The organism is Teichococcus aerofrigidensis (assembly GCF_054073225.1).
This window is the reverse complement of record NZ_JBSXMU010000065.1, coordinates 1-21345: the sequence shown is the minus strand read 5'-3', so window position 1 is coordinate 21345 and position 21345 is coordinate 1. Positions and strand designations below refer to the sequence as shown.

19 protein-coding genes and 1 pseudogene are annotated in these 21345 nt (G+C 73.1%); 17 read left to right on the top strand and 3 right to left on the bottom strand.

Annotation, left to right across the window (positions count from 1 at the left end; all coding sequences use genetic code 11):
• From mutS to ACVMLK_RS13850, 6 genes are all read left to right on the top strand, one after another.
• A partial coding sequence (gene mutS, locus ACVMLK_RS13875; RefSeq protein ID WP_457486714.1) for a DNA mismatch repair protein MutS occupies positions 1-1509 on the top strand: 1509 nt, incomplete at its 5' end.
• Positions 1506-4328: a [protein-PII] uridylyltransferase gene (locus tag ACVMLK_RS13870; RefSeq protein ID WP_457486713.1), complete on the top strand. Its 2823-nt coding sequence runs from the start codon at positions 1506-1508 to the stop codon at positions 4326-4328. The genes mutS and ACVMLK_RS13870, both read left to right, overlap by 4 nt.
• A 139-nt stretch (positions 4329-4467) precedes the next feature.
• The gene (locus ACVMLK_RS13865) at positions 4468-4863 is read left to right on the top strand and encodes a hypothetical protein (RefSeq protein WP_457486712.1); all 396 of its coding nucleotides are present in this window, start codon (positions 4468-4470) and stop codon (positions 4861-4863) included.
• 248 nt (positions 4864-5111) lie between these two features.
• The gene (locus ACVMLK_RS13860) at positions 5112-5432 is read left to right on the top strand and encodes a hypothetical protein (protein WP_457486711.1); all 321 of its coding nucleotides are present in this window, start codon (positions 5112-5114) and stop codon (positions 5430-5432) included.
• Between the two features lie 112 nt (positions 5433-5544).
• Entirely contained in the window at positions 5545-6078 is a 534-nt protein-coding gene (locus ACVMLK_RS13855) for a Smr/MutS family protein (RefSeq protein WP_457486710.1), read from the top strand.
• Positions 6075-6473, top strand: a complete 399-nt coding sequence (locus ACVMLK_RS13850) for a helix-turn-helix domain-containing protein (protein WP_198365097.1) — start codon at positions 6075-6077, stop codon at positions 6471-6473. The genes ACVMLK_RS13855 and ACVMLK_RS13850 overlap by 4 nt, the downstream gene beginning before the upstream one ends.
• Here the strand turns inward: ACVMLK_RS13850 and mltA are convergent.
• Both mltA and ACVMLK_RS13840 read right to left on the bottom strand, forming a co-directional pair.
• Positions 6431-7525 carry a murein transglycosylase A gene (gene mltA / locus ACVMLK_RS13845; protein WP_232476895.1) on the bottom strand — a complete coding sequence of 365 codons (1095 nt, stop codon included), beginning with the start codon at positions 7523-7525 and terminating at the stop codon, positions 6431-6433. The two genes, ACVMLK_RS13850 and mltA, sit on opposite strands and share 43 nt — an antisense overlap.
• A gap of 8 nt (positions 7526-7533) precedes the next feature.
• Positions 7534-8199: a Tim44/TimA family putative adaptor protein gene (locus ACVMLK_RS13840; protein WP_198365096.1), complete on the bottom strand. Its 666-nt coding sequence runs from the start codon at positions 8197-8199 to the stop codon at positions 7534-7536.
• A gap of 175 nt (positions 8200-8374) precedes the next feature.
• Between ACVMLK_RS13840 and ACVMLK_RS13835 the strand changes: the two genes are divergently transcribed.
• The 5 genes from ACVMLK_RS13835 (at position 8375) to ACVMLK_RS13815 (ending at position 13623) form a co-directional block, all read left to right on the top strand.
• Entirely contained in the window at positions 8375-8932 is a 558-nt protein-coding gene (locus ACVMLK_RS13835) for a histidine phosphatase family protein (RefSeq protein ID WP_198365095.1), read from the top strand.
• Positions 8933-9029: 97 nt separating this feature from the next.
• On the top strand, positions 9030-9566 hold the full coding sequence (gene secB / locus ACVMLK_RS13830) for a protein-export chaperone SecB (protein WP_198365094.1): 537 nt from the start codon (positions 9030-9032) through the stop codon (positions 9564-9566).
• Positions 9567-9642: 76 nt separating this feature from the next.
• Positions 9643-11178 (top strand): murein biosynthesis integral membrane protein MurJ, encoded by a 1536-nt coding sequence (gene murJ, locus ACVMLK_RS13825; protein WP_198365093.1) that lies wholly within the window; start codon positions 9643-9645, stop codon positions 11176-11178.
• Between the two features lie 85 nt (positions 11179-11263).
• On the top strand, positions 11264-12001 hold the full coding sequence (locus tag ACVMLK_RS13820) for a class I SAM-dependent methyltransferase (protein WP_198365092.1): 738 nt from the start codon (positions 11264-11266) through the stop codon (positions 11999-12001).
• A 14-nt stretch (positions 12002-12015) separates the two neighbouring features.
• The gene (locus ACVMLK_RS13815) at positions 12016-13623 is read left to right on the top strand and encodes an ABC transporter substrate-binding protein (RefSeq protein ID WP_457486709.1); all 1608 of its coding nucleotides are present in this window, start codon (positions 12016-12018) and stop codon (positions 13621-13623) included.
• Between the two features lie 56 nt (positions 13624-13679).
• Here ACVMLK_RS13815 and ACVMLK_RS13810 read toward each other — a convergent pair whose 3' ends face one another.
• Positions 13680-13994 carry a hypothetical protein gene (locus ACVMLK_RS13810; protein ID WP_198365090.1) on the bottom strand — a complete coding sequence of 105 codons (315 nt, stop codon included), beginning with the start codon at positions 13992-13994 and terminating at the stop codon, positions 13680-13682.
• A gap of 220 nt (positions 13995-14214) precedes the next feature.
• Here ACVMLK_RS13810 and coaBC point away from each other — a divergent pair, with 220 nt between their 5' ends.
• From coaBC to ACVMLK_RS13780, 6 genes and pseudogenes are all read left to right on the top strand, one after another.
• Positions 14215-15468: a bifunctional phosphopantothenoylcysteine decarboxylase/phosphopantothenate--cysteine ligase CoaBC gene (coaBC, locus tag ACVMLK_RS13805; protein ID WP_457486708.1), complete on the top strand. Its 1254-nt coding sequence runs from the start codon at positions 14215-14217 to the stop codon at positions 15466-15468.
• Positions 15465-15914 carry a dUTP diphosphatase gene (gene dut / locus ACVMLK_RS13800; RefSeq protein WP_457486707.1) on the top strand — a complete coding sequence of 150 codons (450 nt, stop codon included), beginning with the start codon at positions 15465-15467 and terminating at the stop codon, positions 15912-15914. The genes coaBC and dut overlap by 4 nt, the downstream gene beginning before the upstream one ends.
• A 309-nt stretch (positions 15915-16223) precedes the next feature.
• The gene (locus tag ACVMLK_RS13795) at positions 16224-19541 is read left to right on the top strand and encodes an Ig-like domain-containing protein (RefSeq protein WP_457486706.1); all 3318 of its coding nucleotides are present in this window, start codon (positions 16224-16226) and stop codon (positions 19539-19541) included.
• Positions 19542-19757: 216 nt separating this feature from the next.
• Positions 19758-20588 carry a HesA/MoeB/ThiF family protein gene (locus ACVMLK_RS13790; RefSeq protein WP_457486705.1) on the top strand — a complete coding sequence of 277 codons (831 nt, stop codon included), beginning with the start codon at positions 19758-19760 and terminating at the stop codon, positions 20586-20588.
• Positions 20585-20962, top strand: coding sequence for a hypothetical protein (locus ACVMLK_RS13785; RefSeq protein WP_457486704.1), 378 nt, complete (start codon positions 20585-20587; stop codon positions 20960-20962). The genes ACVMLK_RS13790 and ACVMLK_RS13785 overlap by 4 nt, the downstream gene beginning before the upstream one ends.
• 141 nt (positions 20963-21103) lie before the next feature.
• Positions 21104-21345 (top strand): annotated as a pseudogene (locus tag ACVMLK_RS13780) (hypothetical protein); the annotation flags it as partial.

Here is a 21345-nt window from a genome sequence, read left to right as displayed (position 1 = left end):
GCGCTGCGCCCGGCCGGCTCGCCGCGCGCCGAGCTGGAGCGCGCCCTGGCCGCCGACCTGCCGGCGCGGCTGGAGGACGGCAACCTGATCGCCCCCGGCTATGATGGCGAGCTGGACGCGCTGAAGCGGCTGCGCGACGACGCGCGCGGCGCCATCGCCGCCCTGCAGATGGAGCTGGCCCAGGCCTGGGGCGTGGCCGCCCTGAAGATCCGCCACCACCAGCAGTTCGGCTTCCTGGCGGAGATGCCGGCGGCGGCGGGCGAGAGGCTGCTGCGCGAGCCGCCCGGCGGCCTCGAGGGCACGCCGCGGGCGCCGGTGCACCGGCAGACCATGGCCAATGCGCACCGCTTCACCTGCCCCGCCCTGGCGGAGCTGGACCGGCGGCTCGCCGCGGCCGGGGAGCAGGCGGCGCGGCGCGAGGCCATGGTGGTGCGGCACCTGCGCGGCCTCTGCCTGGCGGCGGCCCGGCCGATCGACGAGGCGGCCGCCGCCCTGGCCGAGATCGACCTGCAGGCCGGCGCCGCCGAGCTGGCCGCCGAGGGCGGCGGGTGCCGCCCGGAGATGGTCGAGCGGCCCGACTTCGTCGTCCGCCAGGGCCGCCATCCGGTGGTCGAGGCGGCGCTCGCCCGTGCCCATGGCCCCGCCTTCGTGCCGAACGACGCCGACCTCTCGCCCGGCCGCCGGCTCTGCCTGCTGACCGGGCCGAACATGGCCGGCAAATCCACCTTCCTGCGGCAGAACGCGCTGATGGTGGTGCTGGCCCAGGCCGGGCTCTTCGTCCCGGCCGAGGCCGCCCGGCTCGGCCTGGTGGACCGGCTGTTCTCCCGCGTCGGCGCGGCGGACGACATCGCCGGCGGCCGCTCCACCTTCATGGTGGAGATGACCGAGACGGCGGCGATCCTGAACCAGGCGACGCCGCGTTCGCTGGTGGTGCTGGACGAGGTCGGCCGCGGCACCGCCACCTGGGACGGGCTGGCCATCGCCTGGAGCGTGCTGGAGGCGCTGCACGACCGCATCCGGGCCCGCGCCATCTTCGCCACGCATTTCCACGAGCTGACGGCGCTGGAGCCCAGGCTGCCGGAGCTGCAGCTCGCCACCATGCGGGTGCGCGAGCACCGGGGCGCGGTGGTGTTCCAGCACTTGGTCGGGCCGGGCGCCGCGGAGAAGTCCTGGGGGCTGCACGTGGCCCGGCTGGCGGGCGTGCCGCGCGAGGTGGTGGCGCGGGCGCAGGCGGTGCTCGGCGCGCTGGAGGAGCGGGCGCGGGGCCTGGACCCGCTGGCCGGCGAGTTGCCGCTGTTCCGCCCTCCGCCGGCGCGCCCGGCCCAACCGGACATGGAGGACCGCCGCATCCTCTCAACGCTCGATGCGTTGGACCCGGATCGACTCACGCCACGCGAGGCTCTGGAGGCGCTTTATCGCCTCAAGTCCCTGCGCGATCAAAATGATGTCAACAAAACCCATGACGGCGCTGTTGCTGCGGCGCAGTGCGGGATAACATCGGTCGAATGAGAAGCTCCGGCGATCTGCCAGATGCCCCCATGGATGAAGCGGAACAGGCCCCGGTGCCTCAGGCACCGCTGCGCCCCCTTCCCGATGTCGCCCTCGACCTGATCCCCCGCCCCGGCGAACCGGTGCCCCGCGAGGTCGCGCTGACGCTGCTGCGCCGGCAGCTCGGCCGCATCCAGTCGCGCGTGCAGGAGGTTTTCGAGGCGCATGCCCTCTCCGGCCTGACCGCCGCCCGCATGCTGGGCGAGCTGACCGACGGGCTGATCTCCGCCATCCATGCCTATACCCTGGCCCAGGTGGCGCCGGAACAGGCCGAGGGTGGCGGCAACGCCTTCGCCGCCACCACCGAGCCGCCCTTCGCCCTGGCCGCCACCGGGGGCTACGGCCGCGGCGTGCTCGGGCCCTATTCCGATATCGACCTGCTGTTCCTGTCCGACCGGCCGCTCGGCCCGCGCGGGCGGCGGGCGGTGGAGTTCATGCTCTACCTGCTCTGGGACCTCGGGCTGAAGGTCGGCCACGCGACGCGCAGCATCCGCGAATGCCTGGAGGATGCGCGTGGCGACGCCACCATCCAGACCGCGCTGCTCGACGGCCGCTTCATCGCCGGCGATCTCGCGGTCTTTACCCGCTTCGAGGAGGAGTTCGCCCGCGCGCGGCAGGAATGGGGCGTCGGCCAGTTCCTCGCCGCCAAGCGCGCCGAGCGCGCGGCGCGCCACAAGCGCTATGGCGACAGCCCCTACCTGGTCGAGCCGCACCTGAAGGAGGGGCGCGGCGGCCTGCGCGACGTGCAGACCATGTACTGGCTGGCGCGCTACGCCTTCGGGGCGCGCCGCATGCCCGAGCTGGTCGGCCCCGACAGCCCCGGCGGCGGCCTGCTGACGGCGCGCGAGGCGCGCGCCTTCCGCCGCGCCTGGGACTTCCTCTGGACCGTCCGCTTCCACCTGCACTACGTCACCGGCCGCGCCGAGGAGCGGCTCACCTTCGACCTGCAGCCCGTGGTGGGCGCCCGCATGGGCTACACCCGGCACGGCAAGCAGGACGGGGTGGAGCGCTTCATGAAGCACCTCTTCCTGACGGCGCGCGACGTGGTGCGCCTGTCGCGCCTGCTGGAGCCGGCGATCGAGCGCGCGACGCTCGGCCTGCCGGCGCTGAGCCGCGCCGCCGACCCGACGCTGACCGCCGCCGGCATCGCGGTGGCCGACGGCAAGCTGCTCTTCGCGCCCGACCGGCCGGTGGAGCGCGATCCGGTGATCATGCTGCGGCTGATCCGCGCCGCGCGCGACCGCGGCATGGAGCTGCACCCGCTGGCGCACCGGGCGCTGATCCGCAGCGCGCACCTGGCCCAGGCGCTGCGGGGCCAGGACGAGGCGAACACCCTGTTCCTCGACATCCTGACCGGGCGCGATTCGGCGCGCTGGATCCGGGTGCTGAACGAGGTCGGCTTCCTCTCGCGCTTCATTCCCGACTGGGCCCGCATCGTCGGGCTGATGCAGTTCGACACCTACCATGTCTTCACCGTGGAGGAGCACACGATCGAGGCGATCGAGGTGCTGAACCAGCTGGAGCGGGGCGAGCTGGAGGAGGCCGTGCCGGTCGCCAGCGAGGTGGTGGGCCAGCTGCATTCCCGCCGTGCCCTCTATGTCGCCGTGCTGCTGCACGACATCGCCAAGGGCCGGGGCGGCGACCATTCCGAGCTCGGCGCCGGCATCGCCCAGGAGATCTGCCCGCGCCTCGGCCTCTCGCCCGAGGAGACCGAGACCGTCTCCTGGCTGGTGCTGAATCATCTGCTGGTCAGCCAGACCGCCTTCAAGCGCGACATCGACGACCCCAAGACCATCCTCGACATCGCCGAGGTGGTGCAATCGCCCGAGCGGCTGCGGCTGCTGCTGGTGCTGACCGTGGCCGATATGCGCGCCGTCGGCCCCAAGGTCTGGAACGCCTGGAAGGCGACACTGCTGCGCGAGCTGTACTGGCGCGTGGCCGAGGTCCTGGCCGGCGGCCTCTCCGTGCCGGAGCGGGACGTGCGCGTGGCCCGCGCCAAGCAGGCCGCCGCCGCCATGCTGGCCGACCAGCCGAGGGCCGGCGTCGAGCATTTCCTCAGCCTCGGCTATCCCGGCTACTGGCTCTCCTTCGATCCCGAGAGCCACGCCCGCCACGCCGCGATGATCCGCGAGGCCGAGGCGACCGGCGCGCCGCTCACCATCTCCACCCGCGTGCTGGAAGCCCGCGCCGTGACCGAGGTGACGGTCTACTGCTCCGACCATCCGGGCGTGTTCAGCCGCATCGCCGGCGCGCTGGCGGTCGCGGGCGCCACCATCGTCGATGCGCGCATCCACACCATGACCAACGGCATGGCGCTCGACACCCTCTGGGTGCAGGACGCGCAGGCGCACAATGTCGGCGGCGCCTTCGAGGCCGGACACAAGCTGGCGAAGCTCTCGGTGCTGATCGAGCAGGCGCTCTCCGGCCGGCTGAACCTGCCGCAGGAGATCCGCAAGGTGCGCCGCGAGCCGGCGCGGCTGCGCGCCGTGCAGGTGCCGGGGCGCGTGGTGATCGACAATTTCGCCAGCAACACCCACACCGTCATCGAGCTGAACGGGCGCGACCGGCCGGGCCTGCTGCACGATGTCACGGCGGCGATCAGCGAGCAGGGGCTGCAGATCGCCTCGGCCCACATCACCACCTATGGCGTGCGGGCGGTGGACGTCTTCTACGTCAAGGACGTGTTCGGGCTGAAGATCGAGAACGAGCGCAAGCTGGCGGGGCTTCGCGCGGCGCTTCTGGCCGCCCTCACCCCCCCTGGCGCCGAGGACGCGAACTGAGCCGCCGTCCGACGGCAACTTCCGCCATGAGCTGATGGCCGCAAACCGCTGGCAACCTTCGCCTTGTCCATGCTTTTGAAACAGGCAGGGCGTTCCTCCGGGCGTCTCCGGTCCGCCCGCGAAGGAAGGACGTCCAAAGATGCGTAAATCCGTGGCCGCCGTTGCCATCACCGGTCTGACCCTCGCCCTGGCGGCCTGCGGAGGTCCCGGTCAACGTCCCGCGCCGGTTCCACCGGAGGCCAGGACCGATCCGCCGACCACCACCAGCCAGACCATCCGGGAATCCTCCAGCCTTCCCGGCAACGCTCCCACCGTCGGCACCGGAACGCGCCAGCGGGGGACCACGGACGACCCGACCAGCGCCACCCTGGCACCGGATACGCTGGCCCGCATCCCGGGCGTCCCCACCGCCGGCAGCGGAGCGCGCGAGCGCGGCTCGACCGATGCGCCGACCAGCGCGACGACCCTGCCCAACGCCCTGAGCCAGATGCCTGGCCGGCCGACCGCCGGTACCGGGCCGATGCAGGGCCGCTGAAACCTCTTCGATCCTGACATCCGCCGTGGAACCTTGCCAGGAGGCTCGGCCCACGGCGGAAAACATGCGATCCGAGGTGATCGACGACGTCCGCGCCCGACGTTGCGCCATATCATTCCGGCATCATAAGTTTCCGGAAAGAAAGCTCTGGCAACCTTTGGCTTGTCCGTGCTTTGTCATCGGCACGGCGCCGATCGGCCTTCCTGCCCGGCCGGCTCACGAGCGCCCGACAAGGAAAGGCATCGCCGATGCGTAAACCCATGGCCGCTGTTGCCATCACCGGTCTGACCCTCGCCCTCGCAGCCTGCGGCGGCCCCGGCCAGCGCCCCGCGCCGGTTCCGCCGGACGCCAGGACCGATCCGCCGACCAGCACCAGCCAGACCATCCGGGAATCGAACACCCTGCAGGGCGATGTGCCGGCCGCCGGCAGCGGAGCGCGCGAGCGCGGCTCGACCGATGCGCCGACCAGTGCCGGCCTGCTGCCCTCCGTCACCGCCCGTCCCGGCGCGCCGACCGCCGGCTCGGGGCCGATGCAGGGCCGCGACCAGCCGGTGCCGTCGACCCGCTGAGGCCAGCCAGGCCCGGTCTCGCCGGAGGCCGGGCCGCCCGCTCCGATCCGATCGTGAGTTCCCCGACAGTTCACCCTGGCCTTCCCTTCCGGCCGATGCCATCAGAGCGGCCATGCCATCCCGCCGCGGCCGTTCGCTCACCCCCGCCGACGCAGCCCTCTGGCGCGCCTATGCCGCCACGGTGACGCCGCTGCCCGGGCATGAGCTCGCCCCCACCGCATCGCCGCCGGCCGAGGCGCCGCCCGCGCCGCGCGGTCCGGACCCTTCCCCGCCCGCGCCACGGGCGCCCCGCGCCCCGGCCTCCCTGCATGTCGGCCACCAGCCCGGCGGTCTCGATCACCGCCGCTGGAAGGAGCTGCGCCGGGGCCTGACCAGGCCCGAGCGGACGCTCGACCTGCACGGCCGCCGCGCGCAGGAGGCGTGGCTGGCCGTGCGCCGCTTCCTCCTCTCCGCCCATGCCGATGGGGTGCGCTGCGTCGCGGTGGTGACCGGCAAGGGCCCGGCGCCGGAGGGGGGGGTGCTGCGGCGGGAGCTGCCGCACTGGCTGAACGCGCCGGAGCTGCGCCCGCTGCTGCTGGGCGCCGCTCATCCGGCCCCCAACCAGGGCGTGGTGCATCTGCTGCTGCGCCGCCGCCGCGCCGCGTGACACCCTTCGGTGCGCGGCTGCGGGCCCTCCGCCGGGCGCGGGGCGTGACGCTGCGGCAGATGGCCGAGGCGCTGCACGTGTCCGCCGCCTATCTCTCCGCGCTGGAGCATGGCCGGCGCGGCCGCCCGACGGCCGGTCTGGTGCATCAGGTGAACGAGTATTTCGGGCTGATCTGGGACGATGCGGAGGAGATGGTCCGGCTGGCGCGCCTCTCGCATCCCCGGGTGATCCTCGACACCTCGGGCCTGTCCCCCGCCGCGACGGAGCTGGCCAATCTGCTGGCCACGCGCATCCGCCAGCTCCCGCCCGAAGCCGTCGCCCGGCTGCGCGCCGTGCTGGAGGAGGAGTCGCCTCAGGACGGGCCGCCGGCCTCCCGCAAGGGTTCCAGCACGTAGAGGTCGGCGCTCTCCTTCATGCGGCCGGCGGCCTCGGCGGCCTCCTCGCCCCAGCCCCAGAAGAGGTCGGCCCGCGCCTCGCCGCGGATGGCGCCGCCGGTGTCCTGGGCCAGCACCAGCCGGCGCAGCGGCACCCCGCTCACCGGATGGCGCGTGACGATCCAGACCGGGCTGCCCAGCGGGATGTGCTCCCGGTCCACGGCGATCGAGCGCAGCGGCGTCAGCGGCACGCCCTGCGAGCCGGTCGGCCCCTGCTCCGGCCGGGCCGGGGTTTCGCGGAAGAAGACGTAGGAGGGGTTCTCCTCCATCAGCGCCGCGGCCCGCTCGGGGCCGGCGCGCTGGAGCCAGGCCAGGATGCTCTGCATCGAAACCTGCTCGCGCGGGATCTCGCCGCGCTCGGCCAGCAGGCGGCCGATCGGCACATAGGCGCGGCCGTTCTGGGCCGCGTAGCCCATCCGCCGCACCGAGCCGTCCGGCAGCACGACCCGCCCGGAACCCTGGATCTGCAGGAAGAACTTGCCCGCCGGATCATCCACCCAGAGCAGCACCGGGGCATCGCTGGCGCCGCCCTCGATGGCGGCGCGGTCGGGATAGGGAAGCAGCCGGCCCTCGCGCACCCGCCCGGCGATGCGCCGCCCGCGCAGCTCCTCGGAGAAGCGGCCGAGATCCACCTCCACCAGGTCCGAGGGCCGGCCCCGCAGCGGCGTGGCGAAATCCGGCGAGGGGGTCGTGGCGCCACGCAGCTCGGGCTCGAAATAGCCGGTCATCAGCCCCTCGCCGGCATGGCGCAGGCCGAAGCGGCGCTCGAAGAAGGCCCGCGCCGCGACGTCGTCATCCTCGGGCAGCGCGGCGGCCTCGGCGCAGAGAGGCTCGGGGAAGGCCGGCGGGCGGCAGCCGGCGACGAAGGGCGGAATCGCCTGCGACAGCCGGTCCTCGCCCCAGCCGGGCAGCTCGGCCGGCCGTTGCGGCGGTCCGCCGCAGCCGGCCAGGAGGGTGAGGGCGAGCAACGCGGCGCGACCGGCGCCCCGCCGGGTCCTGGCGGTGGATGGCAAGGCGGTGGTCAGGCCGAGCGGGTGCCGACAAGCTTCCAGGCCGGGTCGCCGCTGCTGAGGTCGCGCTGGAAGGTCCAGATGTCGTTCAGCTCGGTGACGGCCTCGGCTCCGGCCACGATCTCGCCGCCCGCGCCGCTGGTCACGTTCACCTGATCGGAGACGATGCGCACCGTGATGTCGGCCACCGTGCCGCGCAGATCGGCGCTCTCGATCCGCATCTCGTGGATGGCGCGGATCTCGGTGCGCTGCCGCTCGCCGGCGGCCTCGCGCGCGGCGATCGCCTGCTCGAAGCCGGCATAGGTCTCCTCGGCCAGCAGGTCGCGCAGCGTCTGGCGGTCGCCCCGGGCGAAGGCCTCGACGATCATGCGGAAGGCCCCCTCCGCCCCGGCCAGGAAGCCGCGCGGGTCGAAGGCGGGATCCGCCTGCCGCATCCGCTCCAGCACCTGGCCCGTCGGCGTGCGCGAATCCGGCACCACCGGGCGGGCATGCTCCGGCGCGGGCCCCGGCTGCGGCTCGGCCTCCACCGGCCCGTGCGACGGCGGGGCGGCAGCCTGGCGCTCCTGCGGCGGCCGCTCGTAGCCCTGGCGGCGGCCCAGGACGCTGCGCAGCCGCAGCACCAGGAAGGCCGCGACCATGGCGAACAGGATCAGATCGACCGGAAAGCCGCCGGACATTGCATTCTCCTCATGTGCAACACTTAGGGGCGGCAGCCCGTCACCGCAATGCCATCGGGGACCGTCCCGCGGGCGGGCGCGGAGGGGGCCGGCGCCGCGGCGCCCTTGCCGCGACGGCGCGGCCTGCCGCAAAAGGCGGGGAGCGCGGCGCCGCCGCCCCGCCACGGAGTCCCCGATGATCCTGCTGCGCCACGGCCAGAGCGAGTTCAACCTGCATTTCACCGCCACCCGGCGCGACCCCGGCATCCACGACCCGAAGCTGACCATCCTCGGGCAGCACCAGGCGGAGGCCGCCGCCCAGGCCCTGGCCGGGGAGGACATCCGCCGCATCATCGCCAGCCCCTATACGCGGGCGCTGCAGACCGCGGCGCCGCTGGCCCGCCGCCTCGGCCTGCCGGTGCTGGTGCACCCGCTGGTGCGCGAGCGCTATGCCTTCAGCTGCGACATCGGCTCGCCCTGCACGACGCTGAAGCTGGAATGGCCCGACCTCGACCTCGCTCATGTCGAGGAGGTCTGGTGGCCCGCGGTCGAGGAGCCGGCGGACCAGGTGGAGGGCCGGGCGAGGCTGTTCCGCGCCGAGATGGCGGCGTTGGCGGACTGGCGCCACACGGTGGTGGTCTCGCACTGGGGCTTCATCCTGTCGATGACCGGCGAGTCGGTGGCGAACGGACAGTGGCTGCGCTGCGACCTGGAGGCGGCGGCGCCGGAGCGGATCAGCTGGAAGCACCGCTGAGGCGGCGATCGCCGGCCCGCCGCCGCCGGCGCGCTGTGACAGGCCGGGCCGGGCGTGCTACCCCGCGCCCAAACCGGAACCGCATCCAGGGGCCCGCATGTCCGACACCCTTCCGCCCGACGCCCTCCCGCCGCAGAACGGCGCCCCCAACGGGGCCGCGCCCCAGGGCCCGCTGCTGCTGAACCTGCAATACACCAAGGACCTCTCCTTCGAGGTGCCCGGCGCGCCGGAGATCTTCGCCACGCTGCGCGAGCAGCCGCGCATCGACCTGGCGCTCGACGTCCAGGCGCGGCCGCTGCCGCAGGGGCAGAACGTCTTCGAGGTGTCGCTGCAGATCCGCGCCGACGCCCAGGCGCCGACGCAGGACGGCGCCACCCAGACGGCCTTCATCGCCGAGCTGGTCTATTGCGGCATCTTCACGGTGAACGTGGAGCCGAACCTGCTGGAGCCGCTGCTGCTGGTCGAGTGCCCGCGGCTGCTCTTCCCCTTCGCCCGCAACATCCTGGCCGATGTGACGCGCGACGGCGGCTTCCCGCCCGTGCTGCTCTCGCCGATCGACTTCGTGGCGCTGTGGCAGAGCCGGCGCGGCGCCCAGGCCGCCGGCCAGCCGCAGCCCCCCGTGGCCAATGCCTGACTGACCGGCGCGGGGCCCCGGAGCCTTCCGGCCGCCCCGCGCCGCCCCTCCCCGCCGCCGTGATCAGGCCCCGAGCATGCTGCGCAACATCCTGACCATCGGCAGCTGGACCTTCGCCAGCCGCATCCTGGGCTTCCTGCGCGACATGCTGATCGCCGCCATGATCGGCGCCGGCCCGCTGGCGGATGCCTTCTTCATCGCGCTCCGCCTGCCCAACCTGTTCCGCCGCCTGTTCGGCGAGGGCGCCTTCAACGCCGCCTTCGTCCCCGCCTTCGCCGGCACGCTGGCGCTGGAGGGGCCGAGGAAGGCGCGCGAGCTGGCCGAGCACATGTCCACCCTGCTCGGCCTCTGGCTCACGCTGCTGGTGGTGCTGGGCATGGTCTTCATGCCGCAGGTCATGTCGGTGCTGACGCCCGGGCTGATCGACGAGCCGCTGCGCTTCGACCTCGTCGTCGAGCTGTCGCGCATCACCTTCCCCTACCTGCTGTTCATCTGCCTCACGGCGCTGGTCTCGGGCGTGCTGAACGCCATCGACAAGTTCGCCCTCGCCGCCGGCGCGCCCCTGCTGTTCAACCTCTTCGCCATCGTCTCGCTCTTCGCGCTGACGCCCTTCGTCGCGACGCCGGCGCATGCGCTGGCCTGGGGCAGCATGGCCTCGGGCCTCGCCCAGCTCGCCATGGTCACCCTCGCCTGCCACCGGGCCGGGATGGGCTTCCGCCTGTTCACCTGGCCGCGCCTGACGCCGGAGACGCGGCGGGTGGTGCGGACCATGCTGCCGGGCATCCTGGGCGCCAGCATCTCGCAGCTCAGCCTGGCGATCGACATGTTCATCGCGACGCTGCTGCCGGCGGGCGCGGTGAGCTACCTGAACTATGCCGACCGGGTCGCGCAGCTGCCGCTCGGCGTGGTGGGCGCCGCCATCGGCACGGCGCTGCTGCCGGTGCTGTCGCGCCAGTTGCGGAGCGGCAAGGCGCTCTCGGCCCATCGCAGCATGAACCGGGCGGCGGAGCTGTCCCTGGCGCTGGCCCTGCCGGCGGCGGCGGCGCTGATGGTGCTGGCCGAGCCGATCGTCCTGGTGCTGTTCCAGCGGGGCGCGCTGACGGTGGCGCAGGCGCATGCGGTGGCGGATGCGCTGGTCGCCTATGCCGCCGGCCTGCCGGCCTTCGTGCTGATCAAGGCCTTCGCTCCCGGCTTCTTCGCCCGCGGCGACACGGCGACGCCGGTCAAGATCGGCATCGCGGTGGTGGCGCTGAACCTCGCCGCCAGCCTGACGCTGGTGCTGGGCCTGGGCTTCGGCCATGTCGGCATCGCCATGGCGACCTCGACTGCGGCCTGGGCCAATGCCCTGCTGCTGCTGGGCATCCTGGCGCGGCGCGGCCACTGGATCGCCGACCGGCGGCTGCGGCGCAACCTCTGGCGCCTGGCGGCGGCGACCCTGCTGATGGCGGCGGTGCTGGCGGTGCTGGCGCCGCTGCTCTTCCCGGCGCGCGGGCTGTGGCAGCTGCTGGCGCTCGGCCTGCTGGTGGGGGCCGGGCTCGTGACCTATTTCGGCGCCACCCAGGCGCTCGGCGCGCTGCGGCTGCAGGATCTGCGGCGGATGCGCCGCGGCTGAGAGCCGGGCGGCGCCTCTTCCCAGGGCTCTTCAAGGCCTCTTCAAGGCCTCTTCCCGGAGGGCCGCAAGCCGCTATCCTGCGCGCATGACCCAGACCACGGATTTCGGCTTCCGCGAAGTGCCCCGCGACGCCAAGGCGTCGATGGTGCGGGAGGTCTTCGACAGCGTCGCGCCCAAGTACGACGTGATGAACGACCTGATGTCGCTCGGCCTGCACCGGGCCTGGAAGCAGGCCTTCGTCGCCGCCATCGGCGCCGGCCCGCGCGAGACGCTGCTCGACCTCGCCGCCGGCACCGGCGACGTCGCCTTCCTGGCGAAGCGGCGCGGCGCCGGCCGGGTCATCCTGGCCGATATCAACGCCGCCATGCTGGGCGTCGGCCAGGGCCGGGCCCTGCAGAAGGGGCTGGCCGAGGGCCTCGCCTATGTCTGCTGCGACGCCGAGCGCCTGCCCTTCCCCGACCGCAGCGTGGAGAAGGTCTCGATGGCCTTCGGCCTGCGCAACTGCACCGACAAGGACGCGGTGCTGCGCGAGGGCTTCCGCGTGCTGCGCCCCGGCGGGCGGATGCATGTGCTGGAATTCTCGCGCCTCGAGATCGACGCGCTGCGGCCGCTCTACGATGCCTGGTCCTTCAAGGCGCTGCCGGCGATCGGCGCGCGCATCGCCAAGGATTCCGGGAGCTACCAGTACCTGGCCGAGAGCATCCGCATGTTCCCCGACCAGCCGACGCTGGCCGGCATGATGGAGCGGGCCGGCTTCGAGCGGGTGAAGTGGCAGAACCTCTCGGGCGGGGTGGTGGCGATCCACACCGGCTGGAAACTCTGAGAAGGGAACCGGGCATGGCCTCTCGCCGGACGCTCCTGAGAACGGCCGCGGCCGGCACCGCCGCGGCCCTGGCGGCGGGCCGGATGGCCGCGCCGGCCCTGGCGCAGGGCGGCGCGGCGCGCACCCTGCGCTTCGTGCCACAGGGCAACCTCGCCAGCATGGACCCGATCTGGGGCACCTCGGTCCTGTCCCGCAATGCCGGGCTGATGGTCTATGACACGCTCTTCGGCATCGGCGCCGACTTCCAGGTCCGGCCGCAGATGGCGGCGGCGCACGCGGTGTCGGCGGATGGGCTGACCCACACCGTCACCCTGCGCCCCGGCCTGCGCTTCCATGACGGCGAGCCGGTCCGGGCCCGCGACTGCATCGCCTCGATCCGCCGCTGGTCGAAGCGGGACGTTCTGGGCCAGCGCCTCGACCTCCTGTTGAACGAGATGGCGGCGGTCTCGGACGAGCGCTTCACCATCGCCCTCAAGCGGCCCTGGAGCGGGCTCACCTGGGCGCTCGGCAAGGCGGGCGCGAATATCTGCGCCATCATGCCCGAGCGCGTCGCGCAGACGGACCCCTTCACCCAGATCACCGAGATCGTCGGCAGCGGCCCCTACCGCTTCCTGCGCGACGAGTGGGTGGCGGGGAGCCTCGCCGCCTTCGCGCGCAACGCCGCCTACCAGCCGCGCGAGGAGGCGCCGGACCTGCTGGCCGGCGGCAAGCCGGTGCATTTCGACCGTGTCGAATGGCGCGTGATGCCGGACGCGGCCACCGCCGCCGCCGCGCTCCAGAACAACGAGGCCGACTGGTGGGAGGCGCCGCTGCCCGACCTGCTGCCGGTTCTCCGCGGCAACCGGCAGATCGTGGTCGAGACGATCAACACCTTCGGCGCCTTCGGGGTGCTGCGCTTCAACCACCTGAATCCGCCCTTCGACAATCCGGCGGTCCGGCGCGCCCTGTTCCCGGCGGTGGACCAGGAAGCCTTCATGCAGGCGGCCATGGGCACCGATCCGGCGCTGTACCAGATCCCCGCCGGCGCCTTCACCCCCGGCACGCCGCTGGTCAATGACGCCGGGCTGGAGATCCTGTCCGGCCCACGGGATGTGGAGAAGGCGCGGCAACTGCTCCGCGCCTCCGGCTACCGCAACGAGCGGGTGGTCCTGCTCTCGGCCACCGACCTCCCCAACCTCCAGGCCATGACGGAGGTCGCCGCGGACGTCATGCGGCGCGTCGGCTTCAACGTCGATCTGGTGGCGATGGACTGGGGCACGCAGATCCAGCGCCGCACCAATCGCGGCCCCGTCGAGCAGGGCGGCTTCAGCGCCTTCTGCACCACCTGGGAAGGGCTCGACACCTCGGTCCCCGGCAGCCACCAGCCGCTGCGGGGCAACGGCGCCGGCGCCTGGTCCGGCTGGCCCACCAGCCCGCGGCGCGAGGCGCTGCGCGACGCGTGGTTCGAGGCCACGGACCCGGCGGCCGAGAAGCGGATCGCCGAGGCGCTGCAACAGGCGGTGTGGGAGGAGGCGCCCTTCATCCCCCTGGGACTTCAGCGCCCGCAGCAGGCCTACCGCCGCGGCATCACCGGCGTCCTCAAGGGCGGGCCGTCCCTGTTCTGGAACGTGCGGCGCGGCTGAGGCGCGCCGCCCCGCCCCAGCCCGTATCAGCCCAGCCCGTATCAGCCCAGCCCGTATCAGCCCTGGGGATGCGGGTTGGTGGCCATGTCGGTGCCGGGGGCGGGCACATAGACGATGGCGCCGCTCTCGCCCTGGCCCTGGAACTCGGCGTACCAGCCGCGCTGGGCCGGCGCGTCGGGGGCGTGCAGGTAGCGCGCGGTCTGGCCCCGGCCGATCACCTGCACCGGGCCGCCGCCCAGGATGTTGCCGCCGTCGTTCGAATACTCGACGTGGAAGTTCTCGCCCTCGGACGTCACGGTCAGCGGCGCCGCCATGGCAGTACCGGCCATCCCGGCGATGAGCATGCTGGAGAGCAGGATCTTGCGAAGCATTGTTCTTGTCCTTGTTGTCGACTGGCGGCTGGAATGGCCGTCTTTCCGGAGAGAGAGATGGCGGCCGCGGACCGGTTTGGCCAATTGTCTGGCCTGATGGCGGGTATCGATGCGGATGATGACGCTTCGGTGACAGCGCACACCCCGCTTCCGACCCCGCTTCCGACCCCGCTTCCGACCCCGCTTCCGGCTGGGCCCCGGCCGGTCTAGCCTGTCACCCATGCTCGCCGACAAGCGTATCCTCCTCGTCGTCTCCGGCAGCGTCTCGGCCTACAAGGCGCTGGAGCTGATCCGGCTGCTGCGCAAGGCGGGGGCGCGGGTGACACCCGTGCTGACCGCGGGCGGCGCCCGCTTCGTCACGCCGCACGCCCTGCAGGCCATCGCCGGCGAGGCGGTGCACCAGGATCTCTGGTCGCTGCAGGCGGAGGCCGAGATCGGCCATATCCGCCTCGCCCGCCTGCCGGACCTGGTGGCGGTGGTGCCGGCCTCGGCCGACCTGCTGGCGAAGATGGCGCATGGCCTGGCCGACGACCTCGCCACCACCCTGCTGCTCGCCACCGACCGCCCGGTGCTGGTGGCGCCGGCGATGAACTGGGCGATGTGGGGGCATCCGGCGACGGTGGCCAACATGGCGGCGCTGGCGGCGCGCGGCGTCCGGGTGGTCGGCCCCGCCGTGGGCGCCATGGCGGAGGCGGAAAGCGGCCCCGGCCGCCTCTCCGAGCCGGCGGAGATCCTGGCGGCGATCGAGGCCGCGCTGACGGCCGCCGGCGAGGGGCTTCTTCTGGCCCCTCCCCTGGCCCTCCCCCTGACCCTTCCCCTGGCCCTCCCCCTGGCCGGACGGCACGCCCTGGTGACCAGCGGCCCGACGCACGAGCCGATCGACCCCGTGCGCTACATCGCCAACCGCAGCAGCGGGCAGCAGGGCCACGCCATCGCCGGCGCCCTGGCGGCGCTGGGCGCGCGGGTGACGCTGGTCTCCGGCCCGGTGACGATCGCCGACCCGGCGGGGGTGGCGGTGGTACGCGTCCAGAGCGCGCGCGAGATGCTCGCCGCCTGCGAGGCCGCCCTGCCGGCCGAGATCGCGGTCTGCGCCGCCGCCGTGGCCGATTGGCGCACCGCGCGGGAGGCGGGGCGGAAGCTGAAGAAGGTGCCGGGCGAGCCGCCGCCGCCGCTCGAGCTGGCGCTGAACCCGGACATCCTGGCCACCTTGTCGCGCCACGCGCGGCGGCCGGCGCTGGTGGTGGGCTTCGCGGCGGAGACGGAGACGGTGGTGGAGAACGCGATGGCGAAGCGGCAGCGCAAGGGCTGCGACTGGATCGTGGCGAACGACGTCTCGGGGGATGTGATGGGCGGGGCCGAGAACACGGTGCATCTGGTCAGCGCGGAGGGGGTGGAGGACTGGCCCCGCCTGCCCAAGGCCGAGGTGGCGCGGCGCCTGGCGGCGCGCATCGCCCGCGCGGTGACGGCGCCATGAGCCGGGAGATCGCGGTGCGGCGCCTGCCGCATGCCGAGGGGCTGCCGCTGCCGGCCTATGCCACCGCCGGCGCCGCCGGCTTCGACCTGCTGGCGGCGGTGACGGCGCCGCTGGAAATCCCCCCCGGCGGCCGCGCCCTGGTGCCGACCGGCCTTTGCATGGCCTTGCCGGAAGGCCACGAGCTGCAGGTCCGGCCGCGCTCGGGTCTGGCGCTGAAGCATGGCATCGTGCTGCCGAACAGCCCGGGGACGATCGACGAGGACTACCGGGGCGAGGTCCAGGTCATCCTGCTCAACACCGGCACGGCGCCCTTCACGGTGGAACGCGGCATGCGCATCGCCCAGGGCGTGCTGGCCCCCGTCATGCGCGGGCATTGGCGCGAGGTCGAAACCCTGCCCGAGACCGGACGGGGCGCCGGCGGCTTCGGCAGCACGGGCCAGCGCTAGGGCAGATCCCGATCCGGTGGATTCACCGGATCGGGTGAAGATACTCGCGAAAACAAGCGGCCAGAGCGTTTGCAGTGCGCCGCTGCGAACGGAAAATGCCCTGGACGCCCGGCTGCGGCGCGACAGACTCTTTCCGGAATTCGATACGCGCGGGGCGCGCGGTCCACCGCGTCGCACGCCTTGCGCGTGTTCCAGTAACGCTTTCTTTACGTGGGGATTGTCTCTAAAATAACCCATGCCTCGTTGACTGAAACGCCCCATTCAGACTTTATGGGGGTGTCTTCACAACCGATAAAGAGGCAGCGGCCCATGCCCGCGACCGACGCCACAAACGCGCCCGAGACCCTCGCGTCATCCGAGCAGACTGCGGGGAACGCTCCCGCCGACCAGTCCGGGCAGGCGCCGGCCGATCCGGTCACGCCCACCGATCCGGTCACGCCGACCGAGCCCGAGACGCCCACCGAGCCGGAAGTGCCCACCGGGCCGGAAGTGCCCACCGGGCCCGAGACGCCGGCGGTACCGGTTGCGCCCGTCAATGACGACATCGCCCAGGCCCAGGCCCTCACGCTGGGCGTCGCCGTCACCGGCAGCACCACGGGCGCCGATGCCGAGGCGGGCGAGGTCGGCTGGTTCGGCGCGCGCACCGTCTGGTACCGCTATGCGCCGGCGGCCGATGGCGTGGTCACGCTGAAGACCGGCGCGAACACGACGCTGATCGTGCAATGGGCCGAGGCCGCGATTCCGGCGGGCGAGATCACCCATGCCGATCTGCGCAACGTCACCAACAACCAGGTCAGCGGCGACTTCCTGCCGGCGGTCTCCTTCCGGGCGGAGGAGGGCCGGGTCTACTACATCCAGGCCGCGCTGATGGACGAGGCCGAGGGCAGCTTCCCGCTCGAGATCGTGGCCGATCCGGAGGCCGACCTGACGCCGCCGCCGCTCTCCGGCCTCGCGAGCCGCCAGTCCGGCAGCCAGGCCAGCATCTCGGGCGTCTCCGAGGAAGGCGCGCGCATCCGCATCCTGGACGCCGAGGGCCAGACCATCGCCACCGCCACGGCGGGCGCGGACGGCAGCTGGACCGCGCCGCTCGCGGCCGGCCTCGCGGCGGGCGAGCACGCGCTCAGCATCGTCGCCCTCGACGCCCTCGGCAACCAGGTCACGGAGCCCTTCACGCTGACCGTCGCGCCGGTCGAGGGCGCGCATCCGGGCGGCCAGCCGGTCAGCTACATCACGGTCGATGGCAGCAAGGCCGAGTGGACCGGCACCACCCTCAACGATCATTTCCTCGGCCACGACGCCGAGACCGTGCTGGCCGGCGGCCTGGGCGACGACACCTATTCGGTCGGCACTGGCGACACCGTCGTCGAGAAGGCCGGCGAGGGCATCGACACCGTCCGCACCTGGCTGCAGGACTATGTGCTGCCGGAGAATGTCGAGAATCTCGTGCTGGAGGGCGAAGGCTGGCTGCGCGCCACCGGCAACGACCTCGACAACATGATCACCGGCAATATCCGGTCGAACGTGATCGACGGCGGCAAGGGCGACGACATCCTGACCGGCGGCGGCTCGGACTACCAGGCCGGCCACCTCGCCCCGGTCGGCGACACCTTCGTCATCCGCAAGGGCGACGGCAATGACGTCATCACCGACTTCCGGCCCGGCGCCAACCTGAACGCCACCGGGGCGAATGGCGGCGACGTGATCCGCCTGGTGGGCTTCGGCGACAGCTTCCGCCAGCTTTCCGACGTGCTGGCGCGCGCCGAGGTGATCGACGGCAAGATCCGCATCGACCTGGGCGACGGCCAGACCCTGGTGCTGCGCTCCGGCCTGCAGGACGCCGACGGCCGGACCATCCCGCTCAGCCTCGCCGATCTCGACCACCACGACTTCGACTACGGCGCCGCCATCACCGGCGCCCGCCTGGCCACCGAGGGCGGCGCCACCCGCGTCCTGCTCAGCGGCACCGGCGAGATCTATCCGGACGCGGTCGATACCGCCGCACGGAAGGATCTGGTCTTCGTCGCTATCCGCGACCTCTCCATCCCCGATCCGGAGATGCAGGGCGCCAACATCATCGGCTATGCCGAGGTGAAGGCCGATGGCAGCTGGACCTACGAGGTCACCGGCGTCACCGGCGACGGGCCGCACCGCTACGCCGTCTCCTCCACGCAGTCCAAGTGGAACGTCGCGGGCGAGAGCACGAACGTCCCGGCGGAGGATATCTGGCACCATGTCGCCCTCTCCACCTCCGAGGCGGTGACCGCCACGGCGGAGGCGCCCGCCGCGCCGCTGATCGGCTTCGCCGAGGGCCAGGACAGCGGCGTCAGCGCGACCGACGGCATCACCAGCCACGCCGACCTGTCCCTGACCGGCACGGCGGCAGCCGGCAGCACCGTCTCGCTCTACCTGGACGGCACGCTGCTGGCGCAGGGGATCGCCGTCACCGACGGCCACTGGAGCTACACCGCCAGCGCGCTGGCCGAGGGCGAGCACCGCTTCACCGCCGAGGCGGTTGGCCCGCACGGCCTGGTCTCCGCCCGCTCCGGGGCGGCGGTGATGACGGTGGACACCGTCGCGCCGGAGATGACGCTGCGGCTCGACCCGTCGAGCGACGCGCCCTCCCCGGGCAATGGCGCCACGCGCGACACCACGCCGATGCTGAGCGGCACCGCCGAGGCCGGCAGCAGCATCACGCTGCACCTGGAGGGCGAGGCGCTCGGCACCGTGGCGGCGGATGCGGAGGGCCACTGGTCCTTCACGCTGCAGCAGGCGCTCGAGGCCGGCAGCCACACCGTCACGGCCCTGGCCACCGACCACGCCGGCAATGTCTCGGAGGCGGTGGCGCTGGACTTCACCGTGACCGCGCCGCGCGACCTGGCGGACTTCGCCGCCGCCATGCCGCTGTTCGACAACGCCTTCTACCTCAGCACCTACCAGGACGTGGCGCGGGCCGGGGTGGACGCCTTCACCCACTTCATGCAGTTCGGCCTGCAGGAACAGCGCGACCCGAACGCCTTCTTCCACACGACCTACTACCTGAACCAGAACACCGATGTGGCGGCGGCCGGCATCAATCCGCTCCTGCATTACCTGCAGAACGGCGGCGGCGAGGGCCGCGCCGCCAGCCTCGACTTCGACAGCAAGGCGTATCTGGCGCTCAACGCGGATGTGGCCGAGGTCGGCATGAACCCCCTGCTCCATTACCTGCTCTACGGACAGGGCGAGGACCGCGCCATCGCCGCCGCCACGCCGCATGCGACAAGCACGGCGAATCCGCTGGTCGATGCCGGGTTCTACTACGCCGCCAATGCGGATGTGGCGCGGACCGGCATGGACGCCGGCCAGCATTATGCCGCCTCCGGCTGGCAGGAAGGGCGCGACCCCAACGCCTTCTTCGACGTCAGCTACTATCTCGCGCGGTATGACGACGTGAGGAAGGCCGACATCGACCCGCTGCTGCACTACATGGAGTTCGGCTGGCAGGAGGGCCGCGACCCGAGCGCCGCCTTCTCCACCGCCAAGTACCTGCAGGCCCATGCGGATGTCGCCGAGGCCGGCATCGACCCCCTGCTGCATTACCTGCAGTTCGGGCGCTTCGACGGGCACGACGCCTTCCCCGTCGGCTGACGAGACGCCGGGACTGGCCGGCCGCCGCCTCCTCCCCCGGGGCCGCGGCCGCCTCCTCCCCCCAGGAGAAACCGGTCCCAGCCATGGGCCGTGGCAGTCCCCCGCCACGGCCCATTTTCCTGCCTGCCGCCAGGCTGCCATTGGACCGTCGTTGGGCTGCCGCCCGCCGCGCCGGGGCATTGCGCCGCCCCCCTCGCCGCGCCCATATGTCGGCCCATGGACCTCGACTTCACCGATGACGAGTTGCACCGCTACTCGCGCCACATCCTGCTGCAGGAGGTGGGGGCGGTGGGCCAGGCGAAGCTGCGCGCGGCGAAGGTGCTGCTGGTCGGCGCGGGCGGGCTGGGTTCGCCGCTGGCGCTCTACCTCGCCGGCGCCGGCATCGGCACCATCGGCCTGATCGACGACGACCGGCTCGAGCTGTCCAACCTGCAGCGGCAGGTGGCGCACGACACGGCGCGCCTCGGCCGCAACAAGGCGGAGAGCGCGGCCGAGACCATCCGGCGCCTCAACCCGGAGGTGCGGGTGGAGGTCCATCCGCACCGGCTCGACGCCGGCAGCGCCGCCGCGCTGATCCCGCGCTACGACCTGGTCTGCGACGGCACCGACAATTTCCCGACGCGCTTCCTGCTCGGCGATGCCTGCCACTTGCTCGGCCGCCCCCTGGTCTCGGCCGCCGTGCTGCGCTTCGAGGGGCAGCTCGCGGTCTTCAAGTCGCATCTCGGCCCCCATTTCCCCTGCCATCGCTGCCTGCATCCGGAGCCGCCGCCGCCCGGCCTGGTGCCGAGCTGCTCGGAGGCGGGGGTGCTCGGCGCCATCACCGGCGTGATGGGCACCCTGCAGGCGACCGAGGTGCTGAAGGAGATCCTGGGCATCGGCGAGAGCATGGCCGGGCGCCTGCTGCTCTGGGACGCGCTGGACAGCCGCTTCCGCACCGTGCGGCTGAAACGCGACCTTGCCTGCGCGCTCTGCGGCGACGCGCCGCGCATCCATGACCTCGCGGCCCATGCCGCCGCCGCGCCCGCCCCCGCCTGCGCGCTGCCATGAGCGGAAGGCCCCTTGGTATCCTGCTGCGCTCCGGCGGGCATGAGGCGGCGCACTACGCGCTGGTGCTGGCGACCGGCGCCGCCGCCATCGGCCGCCCGGTGCTGCTCTTCGCCACCAATGCGGGCTGCGCCCTGCTGCTGCGCGACACGCCGCTCAGGGCCGACCCGCGCGAGGCGCTGCTGAGCCGGCGCGGCGTCGCCGGCCTGGATTCGCTGCTGGCCGCGGCCGGCGATCTCGGCATCCGCCGCATGGCCTGCGAGGCCGGGCTCCGGGCCGAGGGCATCGCGCCGGAGGCCCTGGCGCCCGATGTCGAGGTGGCCGGGGTGGTCAGTTTCCTGTCCGCCGTGGCGGAGGGGCAGATGCTCGCCCTCTGAGGCCCGCTTCCGGCGCCGCTCCCCGCCCCGACGGCGGAGGCCACCGCCATGACAACGCGCATGAGGACGACCGCAGGAGGCGATGCTGCGATGCAAAGCGGGTGCTTGACCAGGGGCAGGGAATACGGGCCAGATCGACGCATGATCCGGCTTCGCCCCGCTGCCTCCGCCCTGCTTCTTCTTCTCGTCTCGACACCCCTCGCCGCCCAGTCCAGCCTCGGCGGCGCCCAGGGTACGGGCGGCGGTTCCGGCGGGCAGGGCACGCTGCAGCCGCCGCGCCCGGCGCAGCCCGCGCCGCTCCGGCCGGCACCGGATCAGGTCCTGCGGCCGCCGGCCGGCGCGGCGCCCGCTGCGGCCGGGGGACGCTGGGCGGCACCGAGACC

Excerpts from the sequence above, each read along its gene's own strand:
- ACVMLK_RS13860 (WP_457486711.1), top strand. The coding sequence starts at position 5,112 with ATGCGTAAACCCATGGCCGCTGTTGCCATCACCGGTCTGACCCTCGCC.
- ACVMLK_RS13870 (WP_457486713.1), top strand. The coding sequence starts at position 1,506 with ATGAGAAGCTCCGGCGATCTGCCAGATGCCCCCATGGATGAAGCGGAA.
- ACVMLK_RS13790 (WP_457486705.1), top strand. The coding sequence starts at position 19,758 with ATGGACCTCGACTTCACCGATGACGAGTTGCACCGCTACTCGCGCCAC.
- dut (WP_457486707.1), top strand. The coding sequence starts at position 15,465 with ATGAGCCGGGAGATCGCGGTGCGGCGCCTGCCGCATGCCGAGGGGCTG.
- ACVMLK_RS13855 (WP_457486710.1), top strand. The coding sequence starts at position 5,545 with ATGCCATCCCGCCGCGGCCGTTCGCTCACCCCCGCCGACGCAGCCCTC.
- ACVMLK_RS13835 (WP_198365095.1), top strand. The coding sequence starts at position 8,375 with ATGATCCTGCTGCGCCACGGCCAGAGCGAGTTCAACCTGCATTTCACC.
- coaBC (WP_457486708.1), top strand. The coding sequence starts at position 14,215 with ATGCTCGCCGACAAGCGTATCCTCCTCGTCGTCTCCGGCAGCGTCTCG.
- ACVMLK_RS13865 (WP_457486712.1), top strand. The coding sequence starts at position 4,468 with ATGCGTAAATCCGTGGCCGCCGTTGCCATCACCGGTCTGACCCTCGCC.
- ACVMLK_RS13785 (WP_457486704.1), top strand. The coding sequence starts at position 20,585 with ATGAGCGGAAGGCCCCTTGGTATCCTGCTGCGCTCCGGCGGGCATGAG.
- murJ (WP_198365093.1), top strand. The coding sequence starts at position 9,643 with ATGCTGCGCAACATCCTGACCATCGGCAGCTGGACCTTCGCCAGCCGC.
- ACVMLK_RS13795 (WP_457486706.1), top strand. The coding sequence starts at position 16,224 with ATGCCCGCGACCGACGCCACAAACGCGCCCGAGACCCTCGCGTCATCC.
- ACVMLK_RS13820 (WP_198365092.1), top strand. The coding sequence starts at position 11,264 with ATGACCCAGACCACGGATTTCGGCTTCCGCGAAGTGCCCCGCGACGCC.
- ACVMLK_RS13815 (WP_457486709.1), top strand. The coding sequence starts at position 12,016 with ATGGCCTCTCGCCGGACGCTCCTGAGAACGGCCGCGGCCGGCACCGCC.
- secB (WP_198365094.1), top strand. The coding sequence starts at position 9,030 with ATGTCCGACACCCTTCCGCCCGACGCCCTCCCGCCGCAGAACGGCGCC.
- ACVMLK_RS13840 (WP_198365096.1), bottom strand. The coding sequence starts at position 8,199 with ATGTCCGGCGGCTTTCCGGTCGATCTGATCCTGTTCGCCATGGTCGCG.
- ACVMLK_RS13810 (WP_198365090.1), bottom strand. The coding sequence starts at position 13,994 with ATGCTTCGCAAGATCCTGCTCTCCAGCATGCTCATCGCCGGGATGGCC.